Origin of the sequence: Rhizobium sp. AP16 (assembly GCF_000281735.1) — a bacterium.
In the GTDB taxonomy this organism is placed as follows: Bacteria; Pseudomonadota; Alphaproteobacteria; order Rhizobiales; family Rhizobiaceae; genus Rhizobium; species Rhizobium rhizogenes.
The window spans coordinates 1-14,326 of sequence record NZ_AJVM01000043.1 but is presented as its reverse complement, the minus strand read 5'-3'; the positions used below and the strand labels follow the sequence as shown (position 1 = coordinate 14,326).

General features: G+C 60.3%; 14 protein-coding genes. 4 read left to right on the top strand and 10 right to left on the bottom strand.

The window, feature by feature from the left end; genetic code table 11:
* The first annotated feature begins 13 nt into the window (after positions 1-13).
* Entirely contained in the window at positions 14-145 is a 132-nt protein-coding gene (locus PMI03_RS31700) for a hypothetical protein (RefSeq protein WP_309574380.1), read from the top strand.
* Between the two features lie 14 nt (positions 146-159).
* On the opposite strand, the gene PMI03_RS14760 is transcribed toward PMI03_RS31700, so the two are convergent.
* Entirely contained in the window at positions 160-801 is a 642-nt protein-coding gene (locus PMI03_RS14760) for a DUF1007 family protein (protein WP_007694596.1), read from the bottom strand.
* Positions 802-1,031: 230 nt separating this feature from the next.
* Between PMI03_RS14760 and PMI03_RS14755 the strand changes: the two genes are divergently transcribed.
* Positions 1,032-2,459, top strand: a complete 1,428-nt coding sequence (locus PMI03_RS14755) for an aldehyde dehydrogenase family protein (RefSeq protein WP_007694595.1) — start codon at positions 1,032-1,034, stop codon at positions 2,457-2,459.
* Positions 2,460-2,556: 97 nt separating this feature from the next.
* Here the strand turns inward: PMI03_RS14755 and PMI03_RS14750 are convergent, their stop codons facing one another.
* From PMI03_RS14750 to PMI03_RS31695, 9 genes are all read right to left on the bottom strand, one after another.
* The gene (locus PMI03_RS14750; protein WP_007694594.1) at positions 2,557-2,883 is read right to left on the bottom strand and encodes a hypothetical protein; all 327 of its coding nucleotides are present in this window, start codon (positions 2,881-2,883) and stop codon (positions 2,557-2,559) included.
* A 361-nt stretch (positions 2,884-3,244) separates the two neighbouring features.
* Positions 3,245-4,663: a c-type cytochrome gene (locus PMI03_RS14745; protein WP_039974077.1), complete on the bottom strand. Its 1,419-nt coding sequence runs from the start codon at positions 4,661-4,663 to the stop codon at positions 3,245-3,247.
* Between the two features lie 2 nt (positions 4,664-4,665).
* Positions 4,666-6,306: a GMC family oxidoreductase gene (locus PMI03_RS14740; RefSeq protein ID WP_007694590.1), complete on the bottom strand. Its 1,641-nt coding sequence runs from the start codon at positions 6,304-6,306 to the stop codon at positions 4,666-4,668.
* 148 nt (positions 6,307-6,454) lie between these two features.
* The gene (locus PMI03_RS14735; RefSeq protein ID WP_007694588.1) at positions 6,455-7,006 is read right to left on the bottom strand and encodes a sorbitol dehydrogenase family protein; all 552 of its coding nucleotides are present in this window, start codon (positions 7,004-7,006) and stop codon (positions 6,455-6,457) included.
* A gap of 350 nt (positions 7,007-7,356) precedes the next feature.
* Entirely contained in the window at positions 7,357-7,722 is a 366-nt protein-coding gene (locus tag PMI03_RS14725) for a hypothetical protein (RefSeq protein WP_007694586.1), read from the bottom strand.
* 106 nt (positions 7,723-7,828) lie between these two features.
* The gene (locus tag PMI03_RS14720) at positions 7,829-8,674 is read right to left on the bottom strand and encodes a DUF3313 domain-containing protein (protein WP_007694584.1); all 846 of its coding nucleotides are present in this window, start codon (positions 8,672-8,674) and stop codon (positions 7,829-7,831) included.
* Positions 8,675-8,860: 186 nt separating this feature from the next.
* Positions 8,861-10,150, bottom strand: a complete 1,290-nt coding sequence (locus PMI03_RS14715; RefSeq protein WP_007694582.1) for a HAMP domain-containing sensor histidine kinase — start codon at positions 10,148-10,150, stop codon at positions 8,861-8,863.
* A gap of 2 nt (positions 10,151-10,152) precedes the next feature.
* Positions 10,153-10,839 (bottom strand): response regulator, encoded by a 687-nt coding sequence (locus PMI03_RS14710; RefSeq protein WP_007694580.1) that lies wholly within the window; start codon positions 10,837-10,839, stop codon positions 10,153-10,155.
* Positions 10,840-10,870: 31 nt separating this feature from the next.
* Positions 10,871-11,041, bottom strand: a complete 171-nt coding sequence (locus tag PMI03_RS31695; protein WP_153510532.1) for a hypothetical protein — start codon at positions 11,039-11,041, stop codon at positions 10,871-10,873.
* Between PMI03_RS31695 and PMI03_RS14705 the strand changes: the two genes are divergently transcribed.
* Entirely contained in the window at positions 10,998-12,101 is a 1,104-nt protein-coding gene (locus PMI03_RS14705; RefSeq protein ID WP_012652752.1) for an efflux RND transporter periplasmic adaptor subunit, read from the top strand. The two genes, PMI03_RS31695 and PMI03_RS14705, sit on opposite strands and share 44 nt — an antisense overlap.
* A partial coding sequence (locus tag PMI03_RS14700; protein WP_007694577.1) for an efflux RND transporter permease subunit occupies positions 12,098-14,326 on the top strand: 2,229 nt, incomplete at its 3' end. The genes PMI03_RS14705 and PMI03_RS14700, both read left to right, overlap by 4 nt.

Sequence of the window (14,326 nt, the reverse complement as noted above, 5' to 3'; positions counted from 1 at the left end):
TAGGCGCCTGGTCATGGACGAACTGATCCTTTCCAGCGCCGCGATTGCAAAGGCTACGGGCGAGAATAACGTCACAACATTTCATGAACCTGAAAAACCGGCGCTAAACACGATGCCATTGTTTTTTTCGCCGCGGCCGTCCTGAATAGTCGCACGGGATCAACACTGGACTTCCAGCCGTGTCGCGACGAGCAGCGAATAGTCCGTACCCTTGGGGTCGCTGAAGAACATGCTGGTCAGTGCCGCCTGGTTCTCCGCCATGACTTCCTTGGGATTGGGCCTCACGACCTTGCGCTTGCAGCGGCCCGAGGTCGCCCCCGAGATGGTCATATCGTCGTCGGTGGCGAAATCGACCGCTGTGTAGAGCGTCTTGTCATAAATCCCGAAGATCGTGGTTCCCTTGAGGAAGGTCTTTTCTTCGGGCTTCAGCGAAAAGGTCAGCGTTAGCGAACCGTCCTTATAATCGGCCAGGATCGCCTCTGGCTTGGCCATAGGCACCGCTTTGCCGTTGCTGGTGACGTTCGTGTAGTAATTATACTGCGCAAGCGAATCCCTGACCGTCTTGCCGACTGCTTTCAGTTCGCTCGCACTCAGCGTCTGATTGTCGCCCTTGTCGAAATCCATGAGGACCGAGGAGGAAAAGACCTCGTCAAAGTGCCAGATGTTGCGCAGCTCGCTGATCGAGCCGTCCGGTGCGGCGACAACTTCGAATTTTGCGTCGACGAAGATATGTGGATGGGCGAGAGCCGGGACGGGCAGGAGCGACAGCATCGCGAGCAGCAGGATTGTTTGTCGTTTCATGCAGGCTCTACCGTGATCTGTCCGCAGCTTGGTCGCCCAGACCTGAACGTCAATTGAGACTGATTTGAGACCCTGAAATGCGACTTCCGGGGGAATAATGAGCCGCGCAGCCGCGACTTCACGGAATCGTCTGCTGGCGATGGCCGATATGCGGCACCGCTCTCGGAATAGACAGGCTATTCTGCTATTCGATCTGCGGAATGCGAGACGGCCAAGCGATGGAGACAGCCATGGAAAACGCCCACAAATTCTATATCGACGGCAAATGGGTCGATCCCGAGGTGTTGAAGACCCTTGAGGTCATCGACCCGGCGACAGAGCAGTCGATCGGAACCGTCGCTTTGGGCTCGGTCGCGGATGCCGAGAAAGCGATCAAGGCCGCCCGCGCTGCCTTCGACAGTTTCTCGCGGACGACGCGGGACGAGCGGCTGTCGCTGCTGAAGCGCATTCTTGAAATCCTGAGACGCCGCAATGACGAGATCGGCGACATCATTTCGCGGGAGATGGGTGCGCCGCTCGCCATGGCACGGTCGGATCAGGCCGGTATCGGCGTCACCCATTTCGAAAAGACGATCGAAGCCTTCGAGGCTTTCCAGTTCGACTATATGCAGGGTTCCACCCGGATCGTCCACGAGCCGATCGGCGTCGTCGGCATGATCACGCCCTGGAACTGGCCGATGAACCAGATTGCCTGCAAGGTCGCGCCGGCGCTGGCGGCGGGCTGCACCATGGTGCTGAAGCCCTCGGAAATCGCGCCGTTCAACGCCATCATCTTTGCAGAAATCCTCGAAGAGGCCGGCGTTCCCAAGGGTGTCTTCAACCTGGTGCAGGGCGACGGACCGACCGTCGGCGCCGTGTTGTCGAGCCATCCGGATATAGACATGGTGTCCTTCACCGGCTCGACCCGCGCCGGTATTGCCGTTGCGCAAGCCGCCGCCCCGACCGTCAAGCGTGTCCACCAGGAACTCGGCGGAAAATCCCCCAATATCGTGCTGCGCAGCGCCGATCTCGAGGCAGCGGTCAGCGGTGGCGTGCGCCGTTGCTTCAACAATTCCGGCCAGTCCTGCAATGCGCCGACGCGCATGCTGGTGCCGGCTGAACGTATGGACGAAGCGGGTGCGATCGCGGCGCGGGAAGCGGCGTCGCTGGTCGTCGGCGCTCCCTCGGATCCGCGCACCAATCTCGGCCCTGTTGTCAGCGCGCTCCAGTTCGAGAAGATCCAGGCGCTGATCGCCAAGGGGATCGAGGAGGGTGCCGAGTTGGTGGTGGGCGGGCTCGGGCGGCCGTCGCATCTCAACGCAGGTTACTATGTGCGTCCGACGGTGTTCACGCGCGTGACCAATTCCATGACCATCGCCAGCGAGGAGATCTTCGGGCCGGTGCTGTCGATCATCGGCTACGAGAGCGAGGACGAGGCCGTGGCGATCGCCAACGACACGCCCTATGGCCTTGCCGCCTATATCCAGGGCGATCCGCGGGAGGCGCGGGTGCTTGCCGGACGGCTGCGTGCGGGCACGGTCCGTCTCAACAATTCGGCCTGGGATGGCATGGCCCCCTTCGGCGGCTACAAGCAGTCGGGCAACGGCCGCGAATACGGCAAGTTCGGCCTGCATGAATTCACGGAGATCAAGGGCGTCGTCGGTTACGACGATGCCTGAGCGGCCGCCGCACCTTTGCGGGGGCCGTGTTCACCAGCCCCAACGTCTCACGCAAGGGGCCATCACCCACATTGAATATCGAATGGACGGCCAGGCATCAGGCGATCAAAAGGTCGTCGGTGATCGACTTTGGCGTCAGAAACTCGGTACTGTCCAAAGTCGCATCGAGCAGTTCCTGCGCATAGGCAATCGCTGAGTCAGCATCCGATATACCCAGATGAATATCATCGCATTTTGCCCGCATGGCTTTCCGAATGGTCGAAAGCACATGCTGAGCCGCACGTTTGTCTCCAACCTTAAGCAAAAGCCCGAGAGAAGTCATAGCCACAACCTCGAGAACGGTGATCCGGCCCTCGATGAGACCCATTGACGGGATTGCGCTTGAGGCGCCGCCGCCTTGTCCATCACGTTTCGCGTTGTACATTACATGTCACTCCATATTCACCAGGGTCATGCCTGAATGCACGGCTAACATTGTCGATGAGAACGGCTTTGATTTAAGAGTTTTCCACCACCGCCAAGTTGGCATCGGGAGAGCCGCTTCAGTTGAAACGGCATTGGGCGCCATAGAGTTCCTTCATTCGATGCGTTTGAACACCGATTTGTGAATAAGCATCGCGCGGCGACTCAAGTCACCTCTGCAAAAGCAATTGCTTATGGCGTCGAACGGCATCGGGGCAGCCGCGCCGATTCACAGATGGCAATGTTTCACGAGGTCGGCAGCTCCGGCGATGGAGCATCTATCCGCAAGGGAGCGTAGCCGCCAACCGACACGGAGAAGCCAGCTAAACCACCCTGGCCCGCCGCTGCCGCCAAACAACAAGCAGCAGCAAGATCGCCAAGCCGACAATGACGGCCACGGCAATGCCGATGCGTGCGAGCAGCAGGAGTGAAGATGCAGGGCCACCGGCCCGCACCTGGGCGACATCGGCGGGTGAGACCGGAGTGCCGGCGCGGCCGTAATTATCAATCACGTAGTTCGCCAGCGTGGCGACTTGGGCATCATTCAGAGCATTGATGTCGTTCGCCTTGCCGCCGAAACCGGGCATGAAGGCCTGGCCCTTGGGCGTCGTCCGGTTGACGCCGTTCAGGATCGTAGCGATGAGATTGCTGTGATTGGCTGAACCTGTCACCGAATTGTGGAACAGGCTCGGATAATAGGTATCCTTGCTACCTTGGCCGGAAGCCTGGTGGCAGGAGGCACAATTGCCGTAAAACAGCACCGCGCCGCTGGCTTGCTCGTCCGTATCCGAGCGGATCGGGTTCGCTCCGCGCAAGCTTGCAAGCTGCGAGAAGGGCTTACCGTAGCCAAACCGGGACTGCTCATCCGACGTATCATGCAGCGGCGCCACGGTTTTGATATAGGTTGATATCGCCGAGATATCGTCCGGCGTGAGCTGGGAAAAACTGTGCTCGACGGCCTCTCCCATGCTGCCGGCGGCCTGCGCCTTGCCGGGCAGCGAGCCGGTTGCCAAATAGCGAGCCAGCTCGTCCTTGCTCCAGCTTCCAATGCCGCTGTTGGCATCCGAGGTGATGTTGGGCGCATACCACTGGCCGACTTGCGCACCACCCAGATAGTGCGAAGACAATTCCTGCATCAGGAAGCCGCGCGGCGTATGGCAGGTGCTGCAATGCGCCGCCCCGTCGACAAGGTATTTGCCGCGATTCCACTCGGCCGATTGCGTGGCGTCGGCCTCGCTATGGCCGCTGCCGAGGAACAGGAGGTTCCACGCCATCATCGACAGGCGAATATTCATCGGAAATGGCAGCGCGGTAGGCGTCGGCGCCGTGTCGACGGGTGCGACGCCGTGTTGAAAGTAGGCGTAGAGGTCGCGGATATCCGCGTCCGTCAGCACGTTATATGACGTGTAGGGCATCGCCGGATAGAGATTGGCGCCATCGGCCCGAACGCCAGCCCGCAGGGCCCGGGCAAATTGCTCTTCCGTATATTGCCCAATGCCTGCGGTCGCAGAGGGGGTGATGTTGGTGGAGTAAATCGTGCCCACCGGGGAGACGATGCCAAGTCCGCCCGCGAATGGCTTGCCACTTGGTGCCGTGTGGCAGGCGGAACAGTCCGAAGCGGTGGCGATATAGGCGCCGCGCTTGACGGAGGCTGCCTGCGCATCATCGTCGGCGGCGAGGGCCGTCGAGCTCACGGACATCAGACAGATTGCAGCGCTGAAGAGACGGAAGAAAGTGTCCACGCTCAGCCCCGCTTTAATTGGTCAACGATGGCATCGGCGGCCTTTACGGCCAAGGCCGCCATGGTGATGGTGCTGTTGCCGCAGCCGCCCGTCGTCATCGCCGCGCCGCCGGGCAGAAAAAGATTCGGATGATCATGCGCGCGACAGTCGACATCGACGACAGAGTCGGTGGGATCGGTGCCCATGATGCAGCTCCCCATCATGTGGTCGCTATTGGTGAAGGTCGTGGCGATGCTGCTTTCGACGGCGCCAAGCTCCGCGATCAATTTCTTCAGCAGCGGCAGGGTATATTCCTGGTGGCTGCGGCGCACATAGTCGCCGACATCATAATAGATGTTCGGCTTGCTGAGGCCCAGCCAGTCCTTCTTATCCGACAATGTCAGGCGGTTATTGGGATCCGCCAGGATCTCGTGCTCGATCGTCAGTCGCGCGGTGCAGGCCGAGAGCCGGCGTATCTCCGCGTCCAAAGCTTTGCCGACGAGCCCCTTCGATAGCGCTGCCAGACCGCCAACGGCGCTGAGAGCTGCATTTTCGCAGCGAAGCATGGCACCGGCATGTTCGCTTCGGAAAGCGCCTTGCCCGGTCATCATAATGCTGCTGCCCTGCACGGGCCCCACGCCCGTCCACATCGGCTCTGAGAGCATCATCTGCGCGCTGATCTTGGGCTGGTCCATCAGATTGCGTCCGACCTGATCCGAATGATTGGCAACGCCATTCGGGTTGCGATCGTCCTTGGACATCAGTAGCAGTTTCGGCGTCTCTATCGCATTGCAGGCAATGACGAAAAGCCTGCCGGTTACCTTTTGCGATTCCTTGTTGGGATTGAAGAAATGGACCGCCTGAATGTTCTGCTTTGCATCCGTCTCCACCCTGTAGACGACCGCATTGGCAAGAATCCTGCCGCCCTTGGATTCGATCCTTGGCAGGGCCGATGCCGCATCGTATTTCGCCGAGATCGGACAGACCGGGAAACAGTTGTTGTTGCCGCAACAAGGCGGCCGTCCGTCGTAGGAAACGCCGCTATTGCGAGCTTGAGGAGCGGGAAGATTAGTGATGCCAACCCGTGCGGCGGCGTCTGTGAAACGCTGTTCGCCCGGACCGTAGGGAATACGGCCCATGGGATAGGGCTTGGAGCGCGGCAATGGCGGCCATTGCAGCTCAACCTCGGAGGGACCGCACACACCCAAAGCGTATTCGGCGCGGGTGTAATATGGCTCAAGCGTGTTGTAATCAAACGCCCAGTCCCGGCCGACGCCGTAAAGGCTTTTCATCCGCATATCATCGGGATGCAGCCGCCAACAGATGCCCGCCCAATGCCAGGTAGCGCCGCCGGCATAACGCACATAACCCTGACGGTATGCCCGCCCATTCGGCCCTTCCAGCTGCAGGTAGTCGGTCGTGGCGTCTACCAATTCTGATTCTATATGCGGTGCCCAGGGCTTGGCTGGATAGGGTGCATTCCAGTTTTGCTTGAAGCGCGGCGGTACGTTGCGATAATTTTCAACAATCTGCCAGCGCTCCACGCGAGGGCCGGCTTCCAGCATCAGAACGGACAGGCCCGCGTCCAGCGCCTGCTCGGCGACGAGGCAACCGACAACGCCTGTTCCAACGACAATGACGTCCGCACTATAATCGTTTGCCATCTTATCGATTCCAACTATCCAAAGGCTCGAATAGGCACGTCAAACCTCGCCGCAAGTCGATCCCATGACAAAGTCGTCCTCCGGGGCGTCTTGCTCGATTTGTGTGAAAGCCGCCCGCTACGCGCCTTCGCGCACGGAGCGGCTTTCGTCAGAATGTCGGCATATCGCCAAGAGCCGGAGCCTCCGCATTCCATCCATTCGGACCGGATATCGCGTAGGTCGGGATTGTCATGACGTCATGGGTTGGTTGGTACATAAGCGCCGTCTCGAAGGCGAAGACCTCGGCGTTGGCGGAATTTTCCACAACGCCTGTATACCAGGCCGAAATGATGGCCAGAGCCGTGTCCTTCACGCGCCCTTCCGGGATGTCGGCAAAGAAATCCTCGACGATCCTGGCGTTTTTTTTCTTCGCGATGTCAATAATTGCGCCGATATCCTGCGCAATCTCCGGATTTATCCGCAGCATGGCGGCAGCCATGCGTGCCCCGACCTCAGGATCCAAATGATGGTCGATGAGGAGAGACGATACGTCCATGAAGTTTGACGAAACCTCCGGCGCGACCGCACCCAGAGTTTGAGCCGAAATCTCCGGAGCCAGCAGCATGCCCCCAGCGAACAAGGCGCCGCCCACCATCAGTTTTCGACGTGTGAGATTGAATTCCTCGGGACAGTCATCGCGAGACGGGTCGGTCATGTCCATCAAATGCCTCGTCAGCCAGTTTCCGTCATTTTTTAACGCAGGCGCACGGCAGAAATATTACAAAAAAAATCTATGCATTGCATACGATAGAGTCAATCCAACATTCGTGGAAGCTGATTTATCGGAATTGCAAAAAGCAACTGGAGGGCACCGTAAAGTTAACGTGCTCTGATCGAAAGCCAGATTCACGATCCGAGCCGCACCGTACTGAATGGTCAGACCCAGCGCCATCAGCGCAAGGGTTCCGCCAAGCACAAGGCCGATGATAAGCATTGTCATCAGCATCGCAGCAGCGTCCCCCGTGCTCATCACGCCCAAGCCCAGGGCGGCCGATACCTCATCGAGAGCTTTTAGCGGCTGAACTTCAGGTCTGGCTTGTCGCCGTCCCAGCCCTGAAGCCCGCCGGGAGCCTCACGAAAGCGAAGGCACCTTGTTCCCATCTTGCCGAGGATGCACATCGTATCGCCCTTGACCGACCAGGTGAGGGACAGCGTAAACGGCAGTGGGCCACGTATGCTTCCAGTGCCATCCTTATTCAGGGTGACCTTAAGGGTCTTGCCGTCAGGTGCGTCAGCCAGCCAGGGAAGCCCGTCGGCGAGAATGGCAGCAGCCTTTTGCGGTGGCAGATAGGCCTGCTTTTCCGCGGCAAAGATGGAGCTTGAGGCAAGAATTGCGACGGCTGCCGCTGCGAACCTTAGATGCATTTTCATATTCATATCGTCCTCTTTTCTATAGATTTACGTGAGGCGCCGCTGGCGCCTGGTTGTGAGTAGCTGAATGGCGGTCGCCCAGCCACGGAGCGCGTGCAGTGCGGTACGGCGGTTATTGAGTGGTCGCTGCGCCCTTGTCGCTCCAGCCCGGCGGCAGACCCAGTTGGCCGGCAACTGCTCCGGTAATGCCGGGGGCTGAGCCAAATGCCTTGCAAGCGTCGTATTTCGGACCGCCGCCAAGCGACGCCTTTATCTTTTGTGCCGACGGTATCACCGACGTTCCCTTGAATGGGTCCTGGCCCTTGACCAGCATGCGGCTGAAGTCGGCGCCGAAGGCGGAGGAAAGCGAATAGGCATCCCCGACCGTCGAGATCCTGGCCCTTGTTGTCAGCATGTTTGCGCCGCGCGACCAGAGCATGGCCGCCTTCTGGGCTCCGTCCAGACCGACCGCCTCAGCTTCGACCGACAGGCCGCCGAGACCGATCGGAATCCTTGGAATTGGTACGGCGAGCGCCACTGACGTGCCGAGGGACGCCACGGCGGAAGTCGCTGCGGCCGTCCGGTTCGTTGGGACGATGTCAGTGACAGTTGCGTGGACGACGAGATCGGCCGGCTGGTTCGAAGCCACGACCTGGAAACGGTCGCTGAGGCCGGTGCAGAGCGCCCGGTCGATCGCATTGGTGACAAGCGCCAGGTTTTTAGGATCGAAAGCGCCACTGTTACCGATCTGCGCCGACGTCCGTACGATACGCACGGTCTGTGCGGCAAGTACCGGCGCCGGGTCCACCCGCAATTTCGCCTTCGTCAGCGAGCCCCCCGATGCGGTCATATCAGCGTAGGAACCGAGAGACGTACCCTGATGCAGTGGCACGCTTGCACAAGAGGAGAGCGACGAGAGCAGAACGACGCAGAACACGCCCTGCGAACGCATTTCAGGCAGCCGAAGGCTAAAGGTCATGTGGCAAATCTTCCGAACCGGGATCGTGGGTTCAGATTTTAGCGATGCCTGCGTTAATGGCCGTAAAGGCAGTGTAAAGTTGGGTAAAACTTCGAGATCAGGTGCTAATCATTGCCTGAATTTCAACCTTGAACCGCTTCAACGAAAGCCGCCTTCACGCCGCACATCTTGGAAGATTGAGCCAGATTAGGCGTGATCGCTCGCCGGACCAAAGGTCGTCGGCTTTCGGGGGATTTCGAGGGTGATGGTCAGGCCGCCGGCGGCTGGCAAGGATGCATACGCCCGCCCGCCATGACGCTCGATAGCCTGTCTGGTGATTGCAAGACCCAGGCCATATCCATCACTCGGTACGGCGCCATTGCCGCGTGAGAACGGCTGGAAGATGCGCTCGAGTTCGTCATGCCTGACGCCTGGTCCCTGATCCGTGACGCGTACCTTGAGGAGATCGGCTGTCATCTCGCAACGCACGGATATTCGCGAGCGCTCGGCGGTATATTTGATGGCGTTGCGAATGACGTTTTCCAGCGCCCGGTAGATCAGCTCGCCCTCGACATCGGCCAGGAACATACCGTCGACGTTGGCCGTGATCGCGATCGCCCGTATCTGGGCTTCGAATGTCGCATCACCAAGGATCTCGTTCAGGAGGTCGACGATATCGAGGGACTGCGTTTTCAGCGGAAGACTGGAGCCCGCGGTCAGTCTGGCCAGCGTCAGGATCTCGCCCACCAGGACGTCGAGCCGCTCGACCTCGCGATCCATGCGATCCAGCATGACATCGAGTTTCGCCGGGTTCTGCCGAAGCACGCCCACGGCGGCCTGCAGACGGGACAAGGGCGAGCGCAGCTCATGCGATACGTCATGAAACAGCCGCTGCTGCGCATCCTGAAGTTCCTGCAGCCGCGCGGCGCTGGAATCGAAATCATGGGCAAGTGCCGTGACCTCATCCTTTCGGCCGGCCATCTTGTCGCCGATGCGGAAATCGAAGCGGCCGTGAGCGAGCGCGCTCAATCCATCGCGCAGATGAACGACGGGACGAATGAGGTATCGGGCGAGCGCGCCTGCCGAGATCGTGCTCGAGATCAGGATCGCGAGCCACGGCATGAACGGCGCAAAGTTTTCCAAAATGGAACCGGCTGGAGCCGACAGGATAATCCGATAGCAAACTCCGTCCCTCAGGACGGATCTTGTGTTGGCCGCATTCGCGTCCGCACAGGCGGCGGCTTCCGCTGCCTTCGAAATGGTCAGACCTAGCGGCAGCGTCTCTTCGCTTGCGCCGACAAAGTGTCTGGCGGCATCCTCGCCATCCTTCGCGAGCATGTTTGCGGCAAGGTTCAGGATGAGCGCTCGCCGTTCTGCCTCTAACTCGCGTGCAAAAGGAACGGCCTGAAGGAGATTGACGATAATGATGATAACCGCCACGGACGCCGCAAGCGTCAGCCAGATGATCGTGAAGAACTTCCAGAAAAGCCGGGGCATGGTCAGTCCACCAGAAGTTGGTAGCCCTGGCCGCGAACGGACTGAATCCAGGATTGCCCGTCCTCCCTGAGCCCGAGCTTCTGGCGAACGCTGCTGATATGGACGTCGATGCGGCGATCGAAGGGCGTGAGCGGCTTGCCGAAAGCCCGCTTTGATATGTCCTGCTTCGATACCAGCTGGCCGGCGCTGCGGGCGAGAACTTCGAGCAGGCTGAACTCCGTGCCGGTCAGATCCAAAGCCGCGCCGCGCCATTCGGCTGTCCGGCTGCCCGGATGGATCACGAGTTGCCCCGCCCTTAGCGTGTCGGTCGCCGTGCCTGTCGTAGGCTGGCCCGCTCGCCGCAAAATCGCGCGCAGCCTGGCCGCAAGTTCACCTGGCGAGCAGGGCTTCGGCACATAGTCGTCCGCGCCGAGGTTGAGGCCCGATATACGGTCGATGTCATCGCCTCTTGCGGTCAGCATCAATACGGGAACAGGGCTCAGCTTCCTGATTCTCTGCAGAACTTCGATCCCGTTCATTCGGGGCATCATGATGTCGAGCACGATGATATCCACCGTATTGCCGGCGGCTGCCGCAATGGCGGCGCGACCGTCCGTATCCGTTGAGACGTCATATCCTTCTTCCGCCAGATATTCCTGCAGAAGCGTCGTCAATTCGACGTCGTCGTCGATGAGGAGAACCTTGTTCATTCACTTCGTCCGTCAATCACATCCGCCATCCTTACAGCACAAACGCGGGCGCACGGCCAAGTTTTACCCAGCTTAACACTAACTTGACCGCACTTAACGTTCGTCCGGCTACTGATCGGCTTGGCGGCATCGGTTGTGGTTCAGGAATTGCCTGCGCGATGCCAAGAACTGCAAGGAATGCATCGTTGAGAAAGCCGTCCATGATATTCGCCACCGCACTCGTTGCGGCAGCGATTCTGCTTCCATTCCGCACTGCCACGGCGGAACAGGCGGCCGCACCCGCCCTTACCGTCTCCCTGGCGGCGCCATCGCAGCGGGACTGGCCGGAGACCGTTCCCGCGAGCGGTTGGCTGAAGCCCTGGCAGGAAGCAATAGTCGCCTCCGAGACCAGTGGCCTGCGCATCATCGAGGTGCTGGTCGATGTCGGCTCCGTGGTCACGAAGGGGCAGACGCTTGTCCGGCTTTCGCAAGAGAGCACTCTTGCCGACCTCCGCAAGCAGCAGGCTGCCGTCGTCACCGCCCAGGCAAGCCTGGCCAAAGCCAAGGCGAATGCGGATCGGGCGCGGCAGCTTCGTTCATCCGGAGCTCTATCCGACGAGAAGATTACCGAATATTTCGCCGACGAGCAGACGGCGACCGCAACCCTGGCATCTGAGGAGGCCGCACTCGACAGCGAAAAGATCAAGCTCGCTCAGACGACCATCACCGCCGCCGACGACGGCTTGATTACGTCGCGCTCCGCCGATCTTGGTGCTGTGGTCTCCGCCGGCACCGAGCTGTTCCGCATGGTCCGACAGCAGCGCGTCGAGTGGCAGGCCGAAGTTTCGACACGCTACCTCCCGCGGATTTCGGAAGGATTGAGTGTCGAGATCAACGGACCGGATAGCCACTCCATTCAGGGCAAGGTGAGGCTTGTCGGACCCTCGGTCAGCACCGATACCAGCCGGGTGATCGTCTATGTCGCGCTGCCAGCCGACATTCGTCCACGTACCGGCCTCTATGTCACCGGCAATATCGAGTTGCAGACCACGCCGGCGCTCACCGTTTCCGAGACAGCAATCGTCTTCCGAGACGGCATCAGCTACCTGTTCATCGCCGGCGAAGACGATCGGGTGCGACGGGTCCGGGTGGAAACCGGCCGTCGCAACAATGGCGAGGTCGAGATCATCTCCGGCCTGGACCGGTCGGCAAAGGTCGTGACGTCGGGCGGAGCCTTTCTGTCGGACAATGACCTTGTGAAAATCGCGGAGATAAACAGATGAATTTCTCCGCTTTCTCGATCCGCAACCCCGTGCCGGCGATATTGCTGTTTGCAATGCTTGCCGTCGGCGGGCTGTTGGCATTCAAGTATCTGCCGGTCCAGAATTTCCCCGACATGGACCTGCCGACCATCAGCGTCACCGCCACGCTTGACGGCGCGGCACCGGCACAGCTCGAGACCGAGGTCGCTCGTACCATCGAAGATAGTCTCGCTTCGCTGAGCTATCTCGACCACATCACCACGACGATCACCGACGGTACCGTCTCGATCAAGGTCTCCTTCAAGCTGGAGAAAGACAGCGAAGCGGCTCTGAACGAGGTCCGCAACGCGGTGGACAGCGTCAAGGCCGACCTGCCGTCGCAAATGGAAACGCCGAGCGTTACCAAGGTCACCGTGCAGAACTCCGCGTTGCTCACCTATGCGGTTCGTTCGACCGGTCTCAACGAGACCGAGCTTTCCTGGTTCATCGACAATGATATGACCAAGGCGCTGCTATCGGTGCCGGGCGTCGGACAGGTCAATCGCATCGGTGGGGTCGACCGCGAGGTTCATGTCGACCTCGATCCCTCGACGATGGCGTCGCTCGGGGTCACGGCGGCCACCGTGTCGTCGCAGTTGAAAGCCGTCCAGGCCGACACGTCGGGTGGTCTTGGGGAAATCGGCAGCACCCGTCAGACGTTGCGCACACTCGGCGCCATGCCGTCGGTCGAAGCATTGAAAGGGCTCAAAATTCCCCTGGCCAATGGGCAGCAGGTTCGTCTCGACGACGTGGCGTCCGTCACGGACAGCTTTGCGGATCGCTCCTCGATGGCATATCTCGATGGCAAGCCCGCGATCGCGGTCGAGATCAAGCGCTCAAACGGATTTTCGGACAGCACCGTCGCGGCGGACATCAGCACGGCGATCAGCAAGTTCGCAGCCACCCATCCCAATGTGCGGATCGATGAGGCCTACAGCACGATCGGGCCGATCATCGACAACTACAATGGTTCGATGCACATGTTGTACGAGGGGGCGATCCTGGCGATCGTCGTCGTCTGGCTGTTTCTTCGCGATTGGCGCGCGACGATCCTGTCCGCCGTGGCGCTGCCCTTGTCCGTCATACCGACCTTTCTCGTCATGTATCTGGCCGGCTTCAGCCTGAATATCGTCACCTTGCTGGCGCTGTCGCTGGTGGTCGGCATCCTCGTCGACGACGCCATTGTCGAGATCGAGAACATCGCCCGCCACCTGCGAATGGGCAAGCGGCCGCTTGATGCCGCCCTCGAAGCGGCCAATGAGATCGGGCTTGCCGTCATCGCAACCACCTTCACACTTGTCGCGGTCTTCCTGCCGACGGCCTTCATGAGCGGCATACCTGGCCTTCTCTTCCGCCAGTTCGGCGTCACGGCCGCTGTTGCCGTCCTTGTCTCGCTTGTCGTTGCCCGCCTGCTGACGCCGATGATGGCCGCATATTTCATGAAGGCGCATCCGGTGGAGGAGAAGGATGGCCGTATCATGCGCGCCTATATGGCGATCGCGAAGGCGGGCTTGAACCACAGAAAGACCACCATGGCCGTCACCGCTATCGTGGTGGCGCTTTCGCTTTCCACCATCCCCTTCCTGAAATCGGGCTTTCTGCCGGCTTCCGACGACGCACGCACCCAGATCACGCTGACCCTGCAGCCCGGCGCCACCATCGAGCAGACGGACGCGGCAACCAGGAAAGCGGCCGATATCGTCGGCAAGCTCCGCGATGTGACGCATGTCTTTTCCTCGATCGGTTCCGTATCCTCAGGCGGCGGCCCTGACGTGAGCACCACAAGTGACGTCGGGTCCGCTACCATCGTCGTCGTGCTGACGCCCATCGGTGAGCGCGATCGCAAGCAGTCGGAAATCGAAAACGATATTCGCCAAGCTCTCTCCGTTCTCCCCGGCGTGCGGATCGAAGTCGGAAGCGGCGGCAATGGAACGAAGCTCGAGATTACGCTGGCCAGCGACGACGCCACAGTGCTCGACAGTGCAGGCACGGCGCTCGAGGAACAGCTTCGCACTCTGCGTGGCATTGGAGCGGTGACGTCGACTGCGTCCAGGCAGGCGCCTGAGATCCAGATCACGCCCGACTTTGCGCGTGCGGCGGCGCTTGGGGTAACGTCGAATGCCATCGCCAGCGCCGTGCGCGTGGCGACAGATGGAGAATATTCCTCCGACCTGCCGAAGCTCAACCTGCCGCAACGGCAGGGGCCC

What these genes read in the sequence shown, in the direction of transcription:
- PMI03_RS14705 (WP_012652752.1), top strand. Translation starts at nt 10,998, where the DNA reads ATGCCAAGAACTGCAAGGAATGCATCGTTGAGAAAGCCGTCCATGATA.
- PMI03_RS14725 (WP_007694586.1), bottom strand. Translation starts at nt 7,722, where the DNA reads ATGAATATGAAAATGCATCTAAGGTTCGCAGCGGCAGCCGTCGCAATT.
- PMI03_RS31700 (WP_309574380.1), top strand. Translation starts at nt 14, where the DNA reads ATGGACGAACTGATCCTTTCCAGCGCCGCGATTGCAAAGGCTACGGGC.
- PMI03_RS14750 (WP_007694594.1), bottom strand. Translation starts at nt 2,883, where the DNA reads ATGTACAACGCGAAACGTGATGGACAAGGCGGCGGCGCCTCAAGCGCA.
- PMI03_RS14755 (WP_007694595.1), top strand. Translation starts at nt 1,032, where the DNA reads ATGGAAAACGCCCACAAATTCTATATCGACGGCAAATGGGTCGATCCC.
- PMI03_RS31695 (WP_153510532.1), bottom strand. Translation starts at nt 11,041, where the DNA reads ATGGACGGCTTTCTCAACGATGCATTCCTTGCAGTTCTTGGCATCGCG.
- PMI03_RS14735 (WP_007694588.1), bottom strand. Translation starts at nt 7,006, where the DNA reads ATGGACATGACCGACCCGTCTCGCGATGACTGTCCCGAGGAATTCAAT.
- PMI03_RS14740 (WP_007694590.1), bottom strand. Translation starts at nt 6,306, where the DNA reads ATGGCAAACGATTATAGTGCGGACGTCATTGTCGTTGGAACAGGCGTT.
- PMI03_RS14710 (WP_007694580.1), bottom strand. Translation starts at nt 10,839, where the DNA reads ATGAACAAGGTTCTCCTCATCGACGACGACGTCGAATTGACGACGCTT.
- PMI03_RS14760 (WP_007694596.1), bottom strand. Translation starts at nt 801, where the DNA reads ATGAAACGACAAACAATCCTGCTGCTCGCGATGCTGTCGCTCCTGCCC.
- PMI03_RS14715 (WP_007694582.1), bottom strand. Translation starts at nt 10,150, where the DNA reads ATGCCCCGGCTTTTCTGGAAGTTCTTCACGATCATCTGGCTGACGCTT.
- PMI03_RS14720 (WP_007694584.1), bottom strand. Translation starts at nt 8,674, where the DNA reads ATGACCTTTAGCCTTCGGCTGCCTGAAATGCGTTCGCAGGGCGTGTTC.